This window comes from Rheinheimera hassiensis, assembly GCF_022436675.1.
Lineage (GTDB): Bacteria > Pseudomonadota > Gammaproteobacteria > Enterobacterales > Alteromonadaceae > Alishewanella > Alishewanella hassiensis.
The window spans coordinates 33,238-48,217 of record NZ_JAKUJZ010000004.1; the positions used below are offsets into that span (position 1 = coordinate 33,238).

Sequence of the window (14,980 nt, forward strand, 5' to 3'; positions counted from 1 at the left end):
ATCGGTTATAAATTTCTCATTAATCTACTTTGGTTTTCAGGCCACGGCGGATTAACAGTGCATCTGTAGTAGGCTCCTGACCACGGAAAGCTTTGTAAGACTCCATTGGTGGGCGTGAGTTACCGACAGACAGAATGTTTTTCCGGTAGTTCTGGCCGTTTTCCAGCTTTAAACCACCTTGTTGCTGTACATAAGCGTAAGCATCAGCTGCTAAAATTTCACTCCACATATAGGCATAGTAACCGGCAGAATAGCCGCCGCCCATAGAGTGTGAGAAGAAGGTAGATTTATAACGCGGTGGTACCGCAGCTAAATCTACACCGTGCTTTTTCAGCGCAGCCGCTTCAAAAGCGTTAACATCCTGCAGTGGCTCGTCTGCCGATAGTGAGTGCCATTCCATATCCAGCAGCGCTGCTGACATATATTCCAGTGTGTCAAAACCCTGGTTGAAGCTGCGTGAGTTCATCACTTTTTGCAGCAATTCAGCCGGAATCGGCTCGCCGGTTTCATAGTGCTTAGCGTAGTTAGCGATCACTTCAGGGTGTGCTGCCCAGTCTTCTTCAAACGTAGACGGAAACTCAACAAAGTCGCGTGATACTGATGTACCTGCCAGTGTCGGGTATTTCACGTCTGAAAACATACCGTGTAAACCGTGGCCCAGCTCGTGGAACATGGTTGTGACATTGTCATAGCTAACCAGGGTAGGCTGGCCTTGTGGTGCCTTGGGAATATTCATTACGTTAACCACGACCGGTTTTTGGCCGGTTAAATGTGACTGACCAACGAACGAGCTCATCCAGGCGCCACCACGCTTACCTTCGCGGGCGAAGTAATCGGCATAGAAAATAGCCAGGCTGGTACCATCGGCATCAAATAGCTCATAGGCGTCAACATCCGGGTGGTAGGTTGGTAAATCTGGCCGTGGTTTAAAGGTAATGCCATACAGGCGGTTAAAGGTAAAGAACACACCGTCTTTTAATACGCGGTTAAACTCAAAGTATTGTTTAACTTCGTTTTCATCCAGATCAAATTTAGCCTGGCGCACAAACTCGGCGTAGTATTCCCAGTCCCACGGTTGTAGCTCAAAATCACCGCCTTTTTGCTTGATCATTTCCTGAATGGCAGCCGCTTCCTGGTTGGTGTTAGCTACTACTGCAGGCACCATGCTGCCTAACATATCAAACACCGCTTGTGGTGTTTTTGCCATTTGCGCTTCCAGGCCATAGCTGGCCCAGTTGTCATAACCCAACAGTTTAGCGCGCTCTGCACGCAGCTGGGCTAAACGGGCTACCAGCGGTCGGTTGTCTGTTTCGCCGCTTTGCGCGCGGTTGGCAGAGGCTTCCCATACGCGCTTACGCAGCTCGCGGTTGCTCAGCTGAGCCAGCGCCGGCTGGCGGGTAGTGTTGGTAATGCTCAACAGGTACTTACCTTCATGGCCGGCTTCTTTAGCGGCATTGGCGGCGGCAGTAATTTGCGAGTCAGATAAACCGTCCAGCTCTTCTTTAGTATCAACGATAACGGCGATGTTTTTCGTTTCGGCCAGCAGATTTTGTGAGAACTGGTTAGTGAGCTTAGAATGCTCTTCGTTCAGCGCCCGAATAGCAGTTTTTTGCTCTTCAGTCAGCTGTGCACCGGCACGGACAAAGCGCTCGTAGTACACTTCAATTAAACGCACTGATTCGCTGTCCAGCTTTAGCTCGTTGCGTTGCTGGTACAGGTTTTTAATCCGGGCAAACAACTGTGGGTTTAAGTTAATGTTGTCTGAGTGTGCGGCCATTTTTGGCGCCAGCTCTGACTGAATTTTACGCCGCTCCGGGTTAGAATCTGAACCTGCCAGATTATAAAATACACGAGAAACCCGGGTTAATAACTCGCCGCTTTTTTCTAAAGCTACCAGCGTGTTTTCAAAGGTGGCAGGCTCGGGGTTGCTGGCAATGGCCTGCACTTCGGTCATATGTTGCTTCATGCCCTCTTCAAAGGCTGGCAGGAAATGCTCATCTTTTATTTCAGTAAAGTTTGGTGCTTCGTACTGCAGCATACTTTTTACAAATAACGGGTTAGTTGTAGTCACATCGGCTACCGGTGCAGCATCTTGCTGCGTTTGGGTTTGAGTAGTGTCGGTTTGTTGTGGTGCCGTGTTGTCAGAACAGGCGGTAAGCGCCAGTACAGTGCCAACGGCCGTGGCGATAAGCGTTTTACGCATGAGTATCTCCCTGGAAGATGTAAAGCTTTGTTGTAATAATTGCGCCTTAGCGCAGGCTGCCTGACCGAGTATGCCAAAAATACTCAGCGATAAACCAAGTTTGCAGCCAGACGCCAACAAATTAAGACAAAAACCGGCTCAGGGCAACTGTCCTGGCTGAATTGATGCGTCAAATGGCAGTTCTATATAAAAACAGCTGCCCTGCGGCGTATTGGGCATATAACCAATGCTGCCGTGCATATGGCCGATGATGCTTTTACTGACAGCCAAACCCAGGCCACTGCCGCCATGTATGCGGCTGTCAGAGCTGTCGGCCTGGCTAAAACGGCTAAATAATTTAGGCACAAATTGCTCACTGATACCCGCCCCCTGATCGGCAATTAATACCCTTAGCTGGCGTTGCTGCAACTGCAGGCTTACCTGCACCGGACTGTTTGGTGGCGAAAACTTTACCGCATTGCCCAGCAGATGCAGCAGCACTTGCTTTAACCGTGAGGCATCCGCTTGCACCTGCACCTGCTGCAGCTCGGGTGGGCAAGCCAGCGTTAGCGTAATTTGTTGTGGTTGGGCCAGTATCTGGCAATCATCAATACATTGTTGCAGCAACGGCAGCAGCGGTTGCACGCTTAACTGAAACTGCATATTGCCGCTGGCCAGCTTTTCTATGTCCAGCAGCGTATTTACCAGAGTGGTAAGCTGCTGGCAGTTGGTTTGTGCCAATTGCAGCATACGTAGCTGCGATGAGTTCAGCTCGCCAAGGGCGCCGCCAGTTGCCAGCCCCAGCGCACCTGAAATAGAAGTTAGCGGTGTGCGCAGTTCATGGCTGACAGTAGAAATAAACTCTTGTTTTAACTGCTCGGTTTTACGCTGCTCCGACAAATCCCGCAACACCAGCAACTGGCGTGCCTGGCGCTGCAGCCGGATATTGCTGCGCCTTATCGCCAGCGGAAATAAGCTGTTGTCACGCCGCCGGCCCATTGTTTCATATTCCGCTTTATTACTGGAGGTGGCGGTATACAATTCATCCAGTTGTAGCGGATCCGCCAGCAGTGCAGTCCATGACATACCCGGCAAGGTTGCCGCGGTATAACCAAACATCGGGTAACACGATAAGTTAACCTGCTCTATGGTGCCGTCAGGCATGGTAGTAATAATGGCATCGGCTACGTTATCCATAATACTGCGTAGTTGTAATTTGTTGCGCTGCTGCTCTGCCACACTGCTACGTAAATGCTGGCGCGACATAAACAACCAGCACAGCAGTGCCAGCAGCAATACTGTTACACTGTATGCAGCTGAACGAATAGGCCAGGCACGGTCTGCTGGTGGTGTAAGCGAGCGCACCGCCATTTGCCATAAAGCACCCCGCAGGCTAATTGCAAGCAGCATACTGTCGTCATGAAACAAACGCTCATCACCATAAAATGCAGCACTGGCACGGCCTTTGGCCGACAGGCTGCGAATGGCAACCTGTACCTCTTGTTCAGAGGTTTGTTGCTCCAGCAGTTTCCACACCGAATCGATATTAACCACTGTGCTAATTATGCCCCAGTAGCTGTCGGCGTTCATATACACCGGTAGGCGGTATATAAAGGCCGTGCCGCCCTGCAGTAGGGTAACCGGCCCCACCAGCCGGGCTTCGCGCTGAGCGATAATGGCGGCAATATCCGGCCACTGTTCTTTTAAGTCAGGGTAATACAGACCGATGGCTTGCTCATTGCCTATCAGTGGATACAAATAACGCAGGGTATTGCCAGGTGCGATACCAATATTGCGGATATGCCGGGCCTGGTGCACCAGTTCTGGCAGCAGTAAGTGCATTTCAGCCGGCGAAATTTCGCCGTTGCGGGCCTGTACATGCGCAGTAAGGCCAATGGTAAGATACAGCGGTATATTCAACTCAGATTCAATCAGCGCCCGCAATTGCCCGGCACTGGCAATTTCATGGCGCAACTGCTGGCTGCGGGCATGTTTTTGCTCGTTCTTTACTAGCATTTCGGTAGCAAATATCGCAATAAGCAGCAGTATTATGAGTAACAGCCATTGCCAGAGCGACGGCAGAAATTTATTGCGCATGAGTTAAAGCGTTACACCAAAAGAAGATCGAATAACACTGTAGCGCTAAGGCGCCGAACTTGTAAATACACCTGTGTAAACTGAGTGCCGAAAAAACGCTCAGCTAAGCGATAGACACACAGAGCAAGGCTGTCTATAATGCGCAGCTTCTGCATAACTGCAGATTGTGCACCCGTAGCTCAGCTGGATAGAGCGCTGCCCTCCGGAGGCAGAGGTCCCGCGTTCGAATCGCGGCGGGTGCACCAAAACAAACAACCGCCATTTCGGCGGTTTTTTGTTTTTGACTGTCGTTTTAAGCATAAAGTGAACTTTTTTAGGCATAACTTGAACTTTTGTCATTTTCTGCCACGCTTATGTAACTTTGTTACGAAAGTGACCGGGCGTGCAGAAACGAAAAATCACTAAGTCTGCAGTAACCAATATCTTCCGGTTTGTCTCCTGCCATAAGCCCGACCCAATCACCGTCGAAGGTTATAACGAATTCATCGCTTGCCACTACTTTGAGTTTTCCACTCAGGTCATCGATTTCGAAGCACAACCTCAGCGTTTTGCCTTTCCGCAAGAAAACAGCAACCGGCCACTTATCTACACTCCCGACTTTTTAGTTCGGCTGCACGATCAGCAGGAAGTATATTTCGAAATCAAACCCCACAGTATTACGCTCACCGATAAGTTTAGACAAAAGTGGCAGTTGTTACAAAAGGCATTTGGCGAAAGAGATCTGAGCTTAGAACTGGTAACTGACAGGCAACTGATGCGTGGCCAGATGGCTGAAAACCTGAAGTTGGTTCACCGGTATATGACACGTGAAGGCGTAACCGAAGAGCAGGCGCTAATTATATCGCTCCTTACCTGTGGCCCGCAGTCACTGAATGACATATCTATTGGCATTCAAATATCAGAAAACTTCACGAAAGAGTTACTGCTGAATCTGGTAGCTAAAAAACTGGTGTCGTTTCCGCTTTATGCTGAGTTGAGCTCTGACACCGTCTTTGCGAGGGTAAATCATGGCTAACGTATTCGAGCAACTTTTCCCGGTGCCTGCAGGTGTGACCCATGATATATCGAAAGAAGCGTTTCTTGATGAAGTAAAACAGGCCCTGGATGAAACCGAATCGTATGAACATCTTGATGCTTTGCCTGAGCGGGAGCGTGAACAAGCGGTGTTCCGCTGGAGAGTGCTCAGCAAAGTTACTGAGCTTTGTAATGGCGTTTTTTCTGAGCAGCGTCTGAAAGCTATTCTCCCTGAACTTGAGTCTGAGTTTGCGGCGCAAACTCCCTCAATATCTACTATCCGGCGTTGGGCTAAAGTTTACCAAGAGTCTGGAAGGTCAGTTAAAGCGTTAGCCCCCAACAGCGGCGGGCGCGGTAACAAAAGCAAAAGACTAAATCCGGAAGTGGAAGAGTTAATCCAGCGAGCGCTGGACAGAATTAAGGATGCCAAGTCGGGTGCAGTCTCCAGCGCCTACAGTTACCTCCAGCATTTAGTGTTCCAGTTTAATCAAAGGTCTGATCTAAAACTTAGGGCGCCTTCAATTCAGACATTCTGGGCGCGCTTTAAGAAAATTTCTCCGTATGAGATAGCGGTAAAACATAAAGGCAAATTTAAAGCGAACAAGGAGTTCAAACACATTGGTGAAATGGTAAAAACAAACCGTCTCCTGGAGCGGGTTGAAATTGACCACACCAAGCTTGATTTTTTTGTGGTCGAGAAGGAAAGCTTTATCCCACTAGGCCGACCTTGGATTACAACGCTATGTGATGTGCATTCGCGCTCTGTGTTGGGCTTTTATATTGGATTCACTCCACCAAGTTTTGCTTCTGTGGCCAGAGCGTTAAAGCATGCTCTATTGCCAAAAGACTATATTTTAAACAGATATCCCGCCGTTAGAAGCGCTTGGCTCTGTTTCGGTAAGCCTGAACTCATCGTGTCAGACAACGGCAAAGAGTTCGATGATAAGGATTTCAAGTTGGTATTGGGCAAGCTGCTGATTAATTCTGGTAAGAATCCAACTGCAACGCCCTATCTAAAACCAATTATCGAACGACACTTCGGGAAGCTGAATTCTGAATTACTGCGAGCACAGCCCGGTCATACTTTGGCCTCATTAAAAGGCTCGGCAGAGTACGATCCTGCTAAAACTGCTGTTGTTGATATGGATAGGTTGCAGCAGATTATTCATATCTGGATTTGTGACATTTACCATGCAGGCCCGAATGCGAAACGAGACCGCATCCCTAACCATACATGGACGAAAGCGTTTGAAAAGTTTGCTCCTGTTCAAACTGAGTTCGATATTGAAGATTTGAATCTGATCTTCTGTCGGACGCTTAGCGGTCAGTTGCGGCGGGATGGAGTGACGTTCAGGCACCTTCGTTACTCCAGTCATGCATTGGCTGAGCTCCGGGCGCGAGTTGGTGATCATCAGGTTGTTTTTAAGGTAGATCCAGAGAATCTCGGGTATATCTATGTGTCCAATCAACTGACGAAGTGCTTTCTTAAAGTGCCGGCAGTTAAGTTTGAGTACGCTTCTTCAGTGACGCTCCATCAGCACAAGATCAACTGTATAGCTGCCAGACAAGAGGTTGGAGATAGCTATTGCGATGACGATATTCAGGAGGCCAATAGTCGTATTCACCAGTTAGTTGACGAGGCTTTTTCAGCAAAAGCACGATCATCAAAACGCACAGGCCGAACATCTAAAGCTGCAAGGTATGTCGAAGACTCGATGCGTGCAAAAACTTTGGCTACTGAGAAACAGGATGAACTTGTGAGCCCAACATCTGACTTCAATGTCAAAGACGAACCGAAGAAGAGACCAAGTAAACCTATAGACACCAATGGCTGGGAGTTCCTTTAACATGGTCGCAAAACTCAGTGAAGAAGACATGAAGACAAAGCTAGCTCGTTTTCGTTCAGCATTTGTTGCAAGCCCATTTCTCAAAGCAGTGCTAAATGAGCTTGAGGAATGCCGGGAGCTGTCAAAGCTTGGTGGCGACCCTGAATGCATAATTATTACCGGTGATACGGGAGCCGGTAAAACGTCACTCATTAACAAGTACCTCGAACTGAACGCAAGAAACGATTCATACGAAGGCACTGTTATCCCAGTGTTGTCGACCACCTTGCCTGGCGAGGCCAATTCGGTGGCTCTATTTCAACAAATTTTAGCTGATCTGGGTCATCCGTATCCGTTTGAATCAAGTAATGAAGTTGCACTACGGAAGCAAATCAAGGCGATAGCCCAAAACTGTCGATTAGAGCTAATTATTATCGATGAATTCCAGCACCTGATTGAACGGAAAAGCCTGAAAATACTCAAGGAAACAGCAAACTCTATAAAAAGCCTGATAGTCGACACCAAAATACCCATGGCGCTATTTGGTATGCCGTACAGTTCGGTGATCTTGGACAGCGTCAGTCAGCTATCAAGCCGTTTTGAGCGCCGCAGAATGCTTAGCCCATTTCGTATCAGTACTGATAGCGAATTGCATAAGTACCAGGCGTTTTTATCTATGTTTGAGAAACTGATGGATTTACCGGAACCATCTGAGCTCGCATCGGAAGAGATGTACCGCAGATTGTATGCTTATTCGAGTGGAAACTTCAGAAAGTTGAAAAACCTCCTGAACGATGCGTATAAAGCTACTCTTGAAAATGGTGAGCTTTGTATCAGTCAAAAGAGATTTGCTGAAACGGCAAGCTTACGGAGCTCTGTCATCACGAAAACTAACAACCCTTTTTTGCTGCCGATGGATAAATTAAAAATATCTGAACCTGGGGAGTATGTTGGTTGGGATGACTACAACCATGGAAAAGGAATAAATGTTCGGTCTAAAGATAAACCAAAGGAGCTTAGTTTTGCGGGGGTATTTTAGCAGTCCCATTTCAGAAACATAAACTTTCGAAACACATCCCTTATACTTTCAGTTGGGGTGGAATACCACTTACACGGATTTTTTTATACTCTTTTAAAAGCGTTTAGAAAACTCTTTCTTTACCAAGGTTTCGGGGCATCGATTTTGCGCTCGTTTTTTTTAATCTCTAAAGACCGTTTACGCTCTTGTTCAAGTTTGAAAGATTTCTTCAAATCTAAGTCGTGTGAATATCGATTAGCATATTCTTGAATCGTTAAACATTCCGACACATCGCCACTTTCATCAATTCCAATCACTCTGTTGTAGTCAACTGAGCGCCAACCTGAACTTCCATCACTTTCTTCTTTGCCAACTTTAAAATTCATTAATTTTTTTAAGTATAAGGTAAAAGAAGTTGCGTCTTTTCCAGACGCTAGTAAAAGGGCAACAGGAATGTCTATTAAGTTAAAATAGCCCTTCGCATTAAGAGTTAGCTTACCCTCATTTATTGCACCGTAAATAAAGTAGTGATGGTTACTTTCAAAGAGTAACGATTCCCTGGCTTCGTTAAATCGTTTTTGAGTCCCATACTTTCTTTCCTCTGAAGCGAGTGATGTTTCATCACGCTTGAACTCGATAAGAATCCACTTAGAAACGCGTCCCAAAATAGCGTCTCCGCTAATCTCATGATTTCCATCAAGAGGTACTATGAGATCATCCACCTTTATGTGTCTCATAACAAAAAGGTATTCAATCGTCTTTTCCCACCAGAATTTTTTGTTTTTATCTGTCATGTTGAACGCCTTATTAACTATCTGATTTGGTGTGTTTCTTACAAACAAAAACCGGACGTTAATCGATTTAGTTTAGAGGTGAGCTCTCTAAGTTCTGAAATCACGCCTGCTAGTTCTGAAGTTGAGTGTCTTGTAGTCTAAGAATCTTGAGCCATTCCGCCTACCGCAACACTAGACTGTTTTCCAGTTGTGTTAGCGATAGTCCAGTGTTTTAAATTTGACATTACTCAGCAGTGAGCTCCTGCTGAATAGTCACCGAGTTAGTTGTACATAGCCAAGCTCTGATACCTTTATTAGATAAAGAGCGACCAACAACAACTGCTACGAAGCATTTTTGAATATGCTTATTTATATCAACAAATTTACGCATACTCATAAGATCCTGATTTGAAAGTTCAGGTATATTTTGAGGATGAGTGTGCCAATAACCGATAAATTGAAGCCCTTCCTGAGAAGCCTTGTAAATTTCTTGCTGACACCGTAATTTGTCAAATTCAATACTAGCGTATGAACTTCTATCAGCAGGGTGAGGTAATGTTGCTTTTACAAGCCAAATTCCATCAGGCTGATTCATATCAACAAAGAGCTGTCCGCCCATTTCACGTCGGTTGCCATATTGTCGATGCGAAGATAGTACATTAATCACATTTTCAGTAACATGCAGTATCAACTTCGGGTTTTCCCACGTCCATGAACATAACGAACTAAGAGACGTCATCTGGCCATGCTCTAGAAAGGATAGTAAGATTTGTGTGGAGGTATTCTTGCGGTCCCAAGTACTCTCCACCCAGAGTTTCAATTGTTGAAGGGGCTTTTATCATAGAAAACCAAGCTGCATCAGCTAGCCGTCCAGTTGCAATCTTAATAACAATGTCAGCAACCATTGACGCCACTTGTATAACACCAACAGGCCCACTTGGTATAAAACTTTCACCGCATCCAGGTAGAGGAATTACACCACCTTTTTTCCAATCGGAAAGTCTTTGTTTAAACCTTCCCCCTGGCTCGAATAAATATCGACCATCATTCATTTTGGAGTCACTGACAATTGCATGACCAATGTAAGCTTGAGGTTCTGTCCAAGCCTGTACCAACTCCCAAGTCGCCCCCTGACTTTTCAGCTCCCACAAGTATTTTTCAGAATCCCAGTCGGCAGTTGTAATCACCACGACATCAGCATCATCAAGCATTGATGGCTTATCATATAAAGCAAACTGAAGGTAAGTTGGGACTGCATTTACTTTCTCACATGGCATGTTTCTCAGTAAATAACTCCGCATTGCCTCTGCTTTATTTTGGCCTAACTCTGGGATACCCAGAACATGACGTCCTAAGTTTGCATCAGAGAGCTTATCTGGATCGATGATAGTAAGTCTCTGAATACCAAACTTCGCTAACTGCAACGCTACAAAGCTACCTAACGTTCCAGCTCCTACCATTACGATTTTTTTGGTAGCTACATGCCCCAAATCAACACTGTTGTTTCGTGAGTGAATGACTGAAGGTTCGAGTGTGTAAACATCAGTAGTATGAAGCGTAGGATGAATGATTAAGTTATCTCTAGTTTTCGATCTTTTAGCTGTTCGATGCCCGTAAAACTTAATAAATTTATCTTGTTGAGACATCCCACGTATAATTAAAGTTTGAATTTTTGGAGGATTTGTTTCTGGAAGCTTTAAAAATACCCAGCGTGTAGAGTACTTACTGCTTTCACCCAGCCAGTTTTGGAAATTAGAGAGTTCAGTGCCGTTAATATGCTCTGATAACCATTGAAGGAGCTGTTCAGATTTCGGTATCTCTATAGATGGTACGGAACTCAATGCTAAGTAATAGGCTGATTGTGCTAAATGCTCTGTTCTAACGGTATGCTTTGAAGATTTAGAAGCATGATTTTTTAGCACACCAACTTCTTCTGCAAACCAAGTTGGCATATTGCGAAGCGATCTGTTTGCTGCATCGCTCAACGTGTAAAGAGCACAGGATTTCTTCGGTATACGTAATAAAAGTGCTGTTTGATGAATACGGGTAAGTTGCTGATTCCAATAAGTAGATATTTCCCGTTCGAACTCTTTTTGCCTGGATATGGGACATGCATCTTTGGCAACGAACCCAATTAACAGCCTTAATCGTTTTATCGCCTCATGTACTAAATCTATAGGTTCTAAAGATGAAGGATGTTCTCCAGCACCATAAAGACAGATGCTATTTTCAAACGTATGTGGCCACTTCAACCAGGCATCAGGTGCCACTTTTAAAATCAGATTCTGCTGCGGAAATTTTTCAGGGAATCCGATTCGCAAGTGACGCTGAACACCCAAATAATCAAGAGGCAATAACATTTGAAATGCAATCACCTCCTTGTAATTCGTTTTAGTTTCTGACAACACATAGTGTATATGAGGGCCAAAACCATCGAACAGAGCCCTAACTCCTTGTTGAATGGGCTCTGGTAACTTAGTTAGTACGGATAAATCAACCAAGTCTATCTACCGATGTTATGTCTTCTTGAGCAGCGGCTCCGCCGCTAAAAAGCCCTATAGCCAACGTATTTTTTGTAACGCCTTTTTTCAAACCTGGGAGAGTTTTATTTGAAGGTAAAGTTTTCTCAATAAAGCCTGAAACCCATGCCTTAGGGAGTCCAAAGCTCGATGAGAAGTTGGATTCAAATTCTAATTCAGATGTGTGCTGAACAAAGCCAATTCTAAGAGCCTCCATGACAAATCCATGCCATTCATAAAATGCTTGACGATACTCATGTCCCCCTTCTCTGTTCCATTTTTCTGCGAAATTTTCACCAGCATCTTTGGGATTGAGAACAAAATACTCACCGTTAGCTTGGTCCATTTTAATGAACTTAGGCATTCCTTCAATAATCATGGTGATTGCTTCTAATGGTCGCAAAGGTCTGCTTATTGAAGCGGCGACAACAGCTTCATAAGATTGTGCCGCAAGTGTTGTGATAACTGCTGATATAGGTCGTCTGTCTGTTTTTTCCGTCGAAATCGCCCACACGTCTCTAAGTCTTTTTAAAATTTTAATAGTGGCTCTGAGTGGGTTATGTGAAGTGTAGTCATCATAACTTGGCATAGGGTCTTGTGTTGCCTCAGAGAAAATTGCGTCGTAGTTCGCTCCTTTCAATATAGCCCTGTTTTCCATAGATATATTAATTTGTTGTTCTGAAAGTTCCTCTAGCCAAACTGAATAATCTCTAGGCGTACTCGCCTTCCATCCTTGCACACGGTCTGGAACCTTTAGGTTACCGAATCCTTTTTGATCGCTATAGATTGACGCTGAAATCGCCGGTGTTATGTCGATGTGAAATGCAGGGTCTTCATCTGCGTACTCAATTCGTATCCCGCGTCGAAGTGGGACAATCGGACTTTGCACACGAGAGCGTGCAGAGAAAATTTTCTCTATACTTTTTAAAACTTCATCCGCAGAGTAGCCACGAGCGTTAGGTAATAAAACAACCGCATCAGCATCTATTGTGGCCATTTCATCTTTTGCTTCTTGAACTGGTTTTATTGTCGTTTTCAGGCAAATTGAGCCTTGGATGAAAATATGTGCATCTTGTAGAATTGGGTCGTCCGAACCAGACAAGATGTCTTGTAATACTCCGTAGCGTTTTTCTATCAGGGAATACTGAGATTCTGTAATGGAAATTTTCTCAATAGCTGCCAGAAGCATCAGCTCCCAGTTATCAACTTGGCCTAGGTCTCGTTGTACTAGATCCATATTTAATCTCGCTTCTGAATAGTTGATTTTTTATGCACTAATCGAAACAACTCCGCTTGAAAAACAGCGTCGATTAATGCGTTGTGATTACCTTGAAGTTCAGCATTGAGAGCATTGGACATCAAGCTTGATTTGGTGTCTTTCCAGGCGCATCCGAATAGCCCCATGTACATTGCTTTAATGTCTAAGGGTGCAAATCCAAAAGGGTTAACTCCTAAAAATTTGATGAAATAATAGTTAATAAAAGACCAGTCAAATGCAGCATTCAAACCAACAAAGACTGGTTTCGAGCCACTAGGAACTATAGCCTGAAGCCAATCCGCAAAGGCTCGCATGCACTCTTCAGGAGTTTGACCACTTCTTGTAAGTTGATCTAAGTCAAACCCTGTAACAGCGAGAGCTTCTGGATCGAAGTTCATTGTTATAGGTTTAAGGACTCGCTCAAATGTTTCAGTTGGTTCATAAACCAAGCAAGCACCAACAGATAACATACTGAACTCACCTGGCACGGGGCCCGATGCCTCAATATCGACAGATATAAAAGTCTCGTTCATACACATTCCTATAGCTGTACTTCTTCTTGGGATGAACCAGCGAGGCATACAGCTTTTGTTGGTGTGATTTTTATAATTGGTTCAAAATCGCGATTACCAGCCAGAGATCGTTCATAAATTGTATAATCAGGCTGGCAACGCGCCTGCATCTTTTGTCCCAATTTAAAACAGGCTGTTGTAGGAGCCAAGGGAATTATCTGTACATTCTTTATATGCCATTCGTCCTGGATTAGCTTAACAACATCATCTATGACATATCCAAGTCTAATCAAATCATCTTTAGACCTAATACATTTAAATGACGTATTTGATGCCTTTATCATTACGGTAGGCTTCTGGAATTCTCCATTCAAATAGATATCAGGAGGAAGCTCGTTAAACTCAGGTTTTGCTGTCAAAAAGAACAGTAGTACCGCAGAATTTTCACCGTTATGCTCTTTTAATGTCTCAAAGGAGAAAATGTTTTTTGGCTCTTCGTCGGCGAGCCAGGCCCACTGTCCGCCAAACTTATCAGCACTTTGGTCTCTATGAAATTGAAAATGGTAAATAGACGACGATTCACCAAATATCCTACCCGCAAGAACCATCAGAGACATCATTGCAACTCCGAAAACTGCTGTCGGAAGACGTTCACCGCCAGCCGTACTTGTTCCAGATAAATATGAACGTAGACTCCTATATTCTTGGACAATCCATTCAAATGCGTTGGACCAGAAACTAGCTTTATTAACAGAGGAAATTTGATATGCCTGTTTTAGGATCCAAAAAGGCTCTCCTTCACTTCGAAGCTCAGATTGCCACAATGCTTCTTCAGCCTTCCTACGATCAAAATCTGGCGATTGCCCTTCTATACTGCCGGATAGGACAATTATTTTGACTTTGCGATACCTGAGAGTATCTAAAGCTCTTTTTACTTGAGCGATGCTGCTCTCTCTCATGTGTCGCAACCTTGTTACTGAGTATTCGAGCGGCGCGACTCGATCAATAGTTCGATGGCATTTGTCACATAGCAATAAAATGTTGGTCGGATCATCAGCTAACAGAGGTGACGCTGATGGATCACCTCTAGGTCCGTCTTGTGATGAGGCAATAATATGCGCGAAATAACTAAAATTACCTTTTATAACTCCAGATGTAAAATGTGTCCGTAAATCTTCACCACACCCTTCGAACTGACATCGCCAAGCCGCAGAAGCTAAAACTTCATCTCTTGTCGCTTTACTTACTTCACCATTTCGACCATTTGTAACTTGATCTCTTTTCTTAATCCATTGCTTAACGGTAGCAGAGTTAACCTGGATTGAGCTTTGGATATCCTGCGGTGATACGTTTTGAGGGTTATCAGCTGTCAGCCATAACACTTTTTTATTAATGGTTTTATCAAGCAGCTTAGCTCTTTCGGTGTCACTAAACTCAATGGATCCAATATTTTTCAGTTCAGAAGATTGGGTTTCAGCATAAAGTACACACTGATAAGCGTTAGCAACTAAAATTAGTCGGCTGTAATCGGCACTGAGTAATTTTGCGATTGAGTGAGAGAGCAGAGAATCATCCATTTGTTATACTTCCCTTATAGCTAAGCTGATAAATGTACTAATTGTATACTTTGGGATTAGATTAATAATCAATCTTTGTATCCAAGACATAACTGCTAAGAGTGCGCCTAATCTAAAAAGTACAACCTCCCTTAGAACAAGGGAAAAATATTGCTCACAGGTTTGCTTAGACCAATTGATTCATCAAGCTATCTGTTTTCTCAT

General features: G+C 44.6%; 11 protein-coding genes and 1 tRNA gene. 4 read left to right on the forward strand and 8 right to left on the reverse strand.

Annotated features, from left to right (window positions below; translation table 11 throughout):
- Nucleotides 1-19 precede the first annotated feature (19 nt).
- Both MJX74_RS08910 and MJX74_RS08915 read right to left on the reverse strand, forming a co-directional pair.
- Nucleotides 20-2,203: a M3 family metallopeptidase gene (locus tag MJX74_RS08910; RefSeq protein WP_240222521.1), complete on the reverse strand. Its 2,184-nt coding sequence runs from the start codon at nt 2,201-2,203 to the stop codon at nt 20-22.
- A 138-nt stretch (nt 2,204-2,341) separates the two neighbouring features.
- Nucleotides 2,342-4,279, reverse strand: coding sequence for an ATP-binding protein (locus MJX74_RS08915; protein ID WP_240222522.1), 1,938 nt, complete (start codon nt 4,277-4,279; stop codon nt 2,342-2,344).
- Nucleotides 4,280-4,447: 168 nt separating this feature from the next.
- Between MJX74_RS08915 and MJX74_RS08920 the strand changes: the two genes are divergently transcribed.
- The 4 genes from MJX74_RS08920 to MJX74_RS08935 all read left to right on the forward strand — a co-directional run bounded on the left by MJX74_RS08920 (nt 4,448) and on the right by MJX74_RS08935 (nt 8,158).
- Nucleotides 4,448-4,524, forward strand: a tRNA-Arg gene (locus MJX74_RS08920).
- Nucleotides 4,525-4,661: 137 nt separating this feature from the next.
- Nucleotides 4,662-5,294 carry a TnsA endonuclease N-terminal domain-containing protein gene (locus MJX74_RS08925; protein ID WP_240222523.1) on the forward strand — a complete coding sequence of 211 codons (633 nt, stop codon included), beginning with the start codon at nt 4,662-4,664 and terminating at the stop codon, nt 5,292-5,294.
- The gene (locus tag MJX74_RS08930; RefSeq protein ID WP_240222524.1) at nt 5,287-7,140 is read left to right on the forward strand and encodes a Mu transposase C-terminal domain-containing protein; all 1,854 of its coding nucleotides are present in this window, start codon (nt 5,287-5,289) and stop codon (nt 7,138-7,140) included. Before MJX74_RS08925 ends, MJX74_RS08930 begins: the two co-directional genes overlap by 8 nt.
- Before the next feature lies 1 nt (nt 7,141).
- The gene (locus MJX74_RS08935) at nt 7,142-8,158 is read left to right on the forward strand and encodes a TniB family NTP-binding protein (protein ID WP_240222525.1); all 1,017 of its coding nucleotides are present in this window, start codon (nt 7,142-7,144) and stop codon (nt 8,156-8,158) included.
- Nucleotides 8,159-8,277: 119 nt separating this feature from the next.
- Here the strand turns inward: MJX74_RS08935 and MJX74_RS08940 are convergent, their stop codons facing one another.
- The 6 genes from MJX74_RS08940 to MJX74_RS08965 form a co-directional block, all read right to left on the reverse strand.
- Nucleotides 8,278-8,931, reverse strand: coding sequence for a hypothetical protein (locus MJX74_RS08940; protein ID WP_240222526.1), 654 nt, complete (start codon nt 8,929-8,931; stop codon nt 8,278-8,280).
- A gap of 223 nt (nt 8,932-9,154) precedes the next feature.
- Nucleotides 9,155-9,649: a Mov34/MPN/PAD-1 family protein gene (locus tag MJX74_RS08945; RefSeq protein ID WP_240222527.1), complete on the reverse strand. Its 495-nt coding sequence runs from the start codon at nt 9,647-9,649 to the stop codon at nt 9,155-9,157.
- Entirely contained in the window at nt 9,636-11,411 is a 1,776-nt protein-coding gene (locus tag MJX74_RS08950; RefSeq protein WP_240222528.1) for a ThiF family adenylyltransferase, read from the reverse strand. Before MJX74_RS08950 ends, MJX74_RS08945 begins: the two co-directional genes overlap by 14 nt.
- Nucleotides 11,404-12,666, reverse strand: a complete 1,263-nt coding sequence (locus MJX74_RS08955; RefSeq protein ID WP_240222529.1) for a nucleotidyltransferase domain-containing protein — start codon at nt 12,664-12,666, stop codon at nt 11,404-11,406. The genes MJX74_RS08950 and MJX74_RS08955 overlap by 8 nt, the downstream gene beginning before the upstream one ends.
- A 2-nt stretch (nt 12,667-12,668) precedes the next feature.
- Nucleotides 12,669-13,220 (reverse strand): 3'-5' exonuclease, encoded by a 552-nt coding sequence (locus tag MJX74_RS08960; RefSeq protein WP_240222530.1) that lies wholly within the window; start codon nt 13,218-13,220, stop codon nt 12,669-12,671.
- An 8-nt stretch (nt 13,221-13,228) separates the two neighbouring features.
- Nucleotides 13,229-14,776: an HNH endonuclease gene (locus tag MJX74_RS08965; protein WP_240222531.1), complete on the reverse strand. Its 1,548-nt coding sequence runs from the start codon at nt 14,774-14,776 to the stop codon at nt 13,229-13,231.
- Between the last annotated feature and the right edge of the window lie 204 nt (nt 14,777-14,980).

Coding starts and splice junctions, on each gene's coding strand:
- MJX74_RS08910 (WP_240222521.1), bottom strand. CDS start 2,203: ATGCGTAAAACGCTTATCGCCACGGCCGTTGGCACTGTACTGGCGCTT.
- MJX74_RS08915 (WP_240222522.1), bottom strand. CDS start 4,279: ATGCGCAATAAATTTCTGCCGTCGCTCTGGCAATGGCTGTTACTCATA.
- MJX74_RS08930 (WP_240222524.1), top strand. CDS start 5,287: ATGGCTAACGTATTCGAGCAACTTTTCCCGGTGCCTGCAGGTGTGACC.
- MJX74_RS08935 (WP_240222525.1), top strand. CDS start 7,142: ATGGTCGCAAAACTCAGTGAAGAAGACATGAAGACAAAGCTAGCTCGT.
- MJX74_RS08940 (WP_240222526.1), bottom strand. CDS start 8,931: ATGACAGATAAAAACAAAAAATTCTGGTGGGAAAAGACGATTGAATAC.
- MJX74_RS08945 (WP_240222527.1), bottom strand. CDS start 9,649: ATGACGTCTCTTAGTTCGTTATGTTCATGGACGTGGGAAAACCCGAAG.
- MJX74_RS08955 (WP_240222529.1), bottom strand. CDS start 12,666: ATGGATCTAGTACAACGAGACCTAGGCCAAGTTGATAACTGGGAGCTG.
- MJX74_RS08960 (WP_240222530.1), bottom strand. CDS start 13,220: ATGAACGAGACTTTTATATCTGTCGATATTGAGGCATCGGGCCCCGTG.
- MJX74_RS08965 (WP_240222531.1), bottom strand. CDS start 14,776: ATGGATGATTCTCTGCTCTCTCACTCAATCGCAAAATTACTCAGTGCC.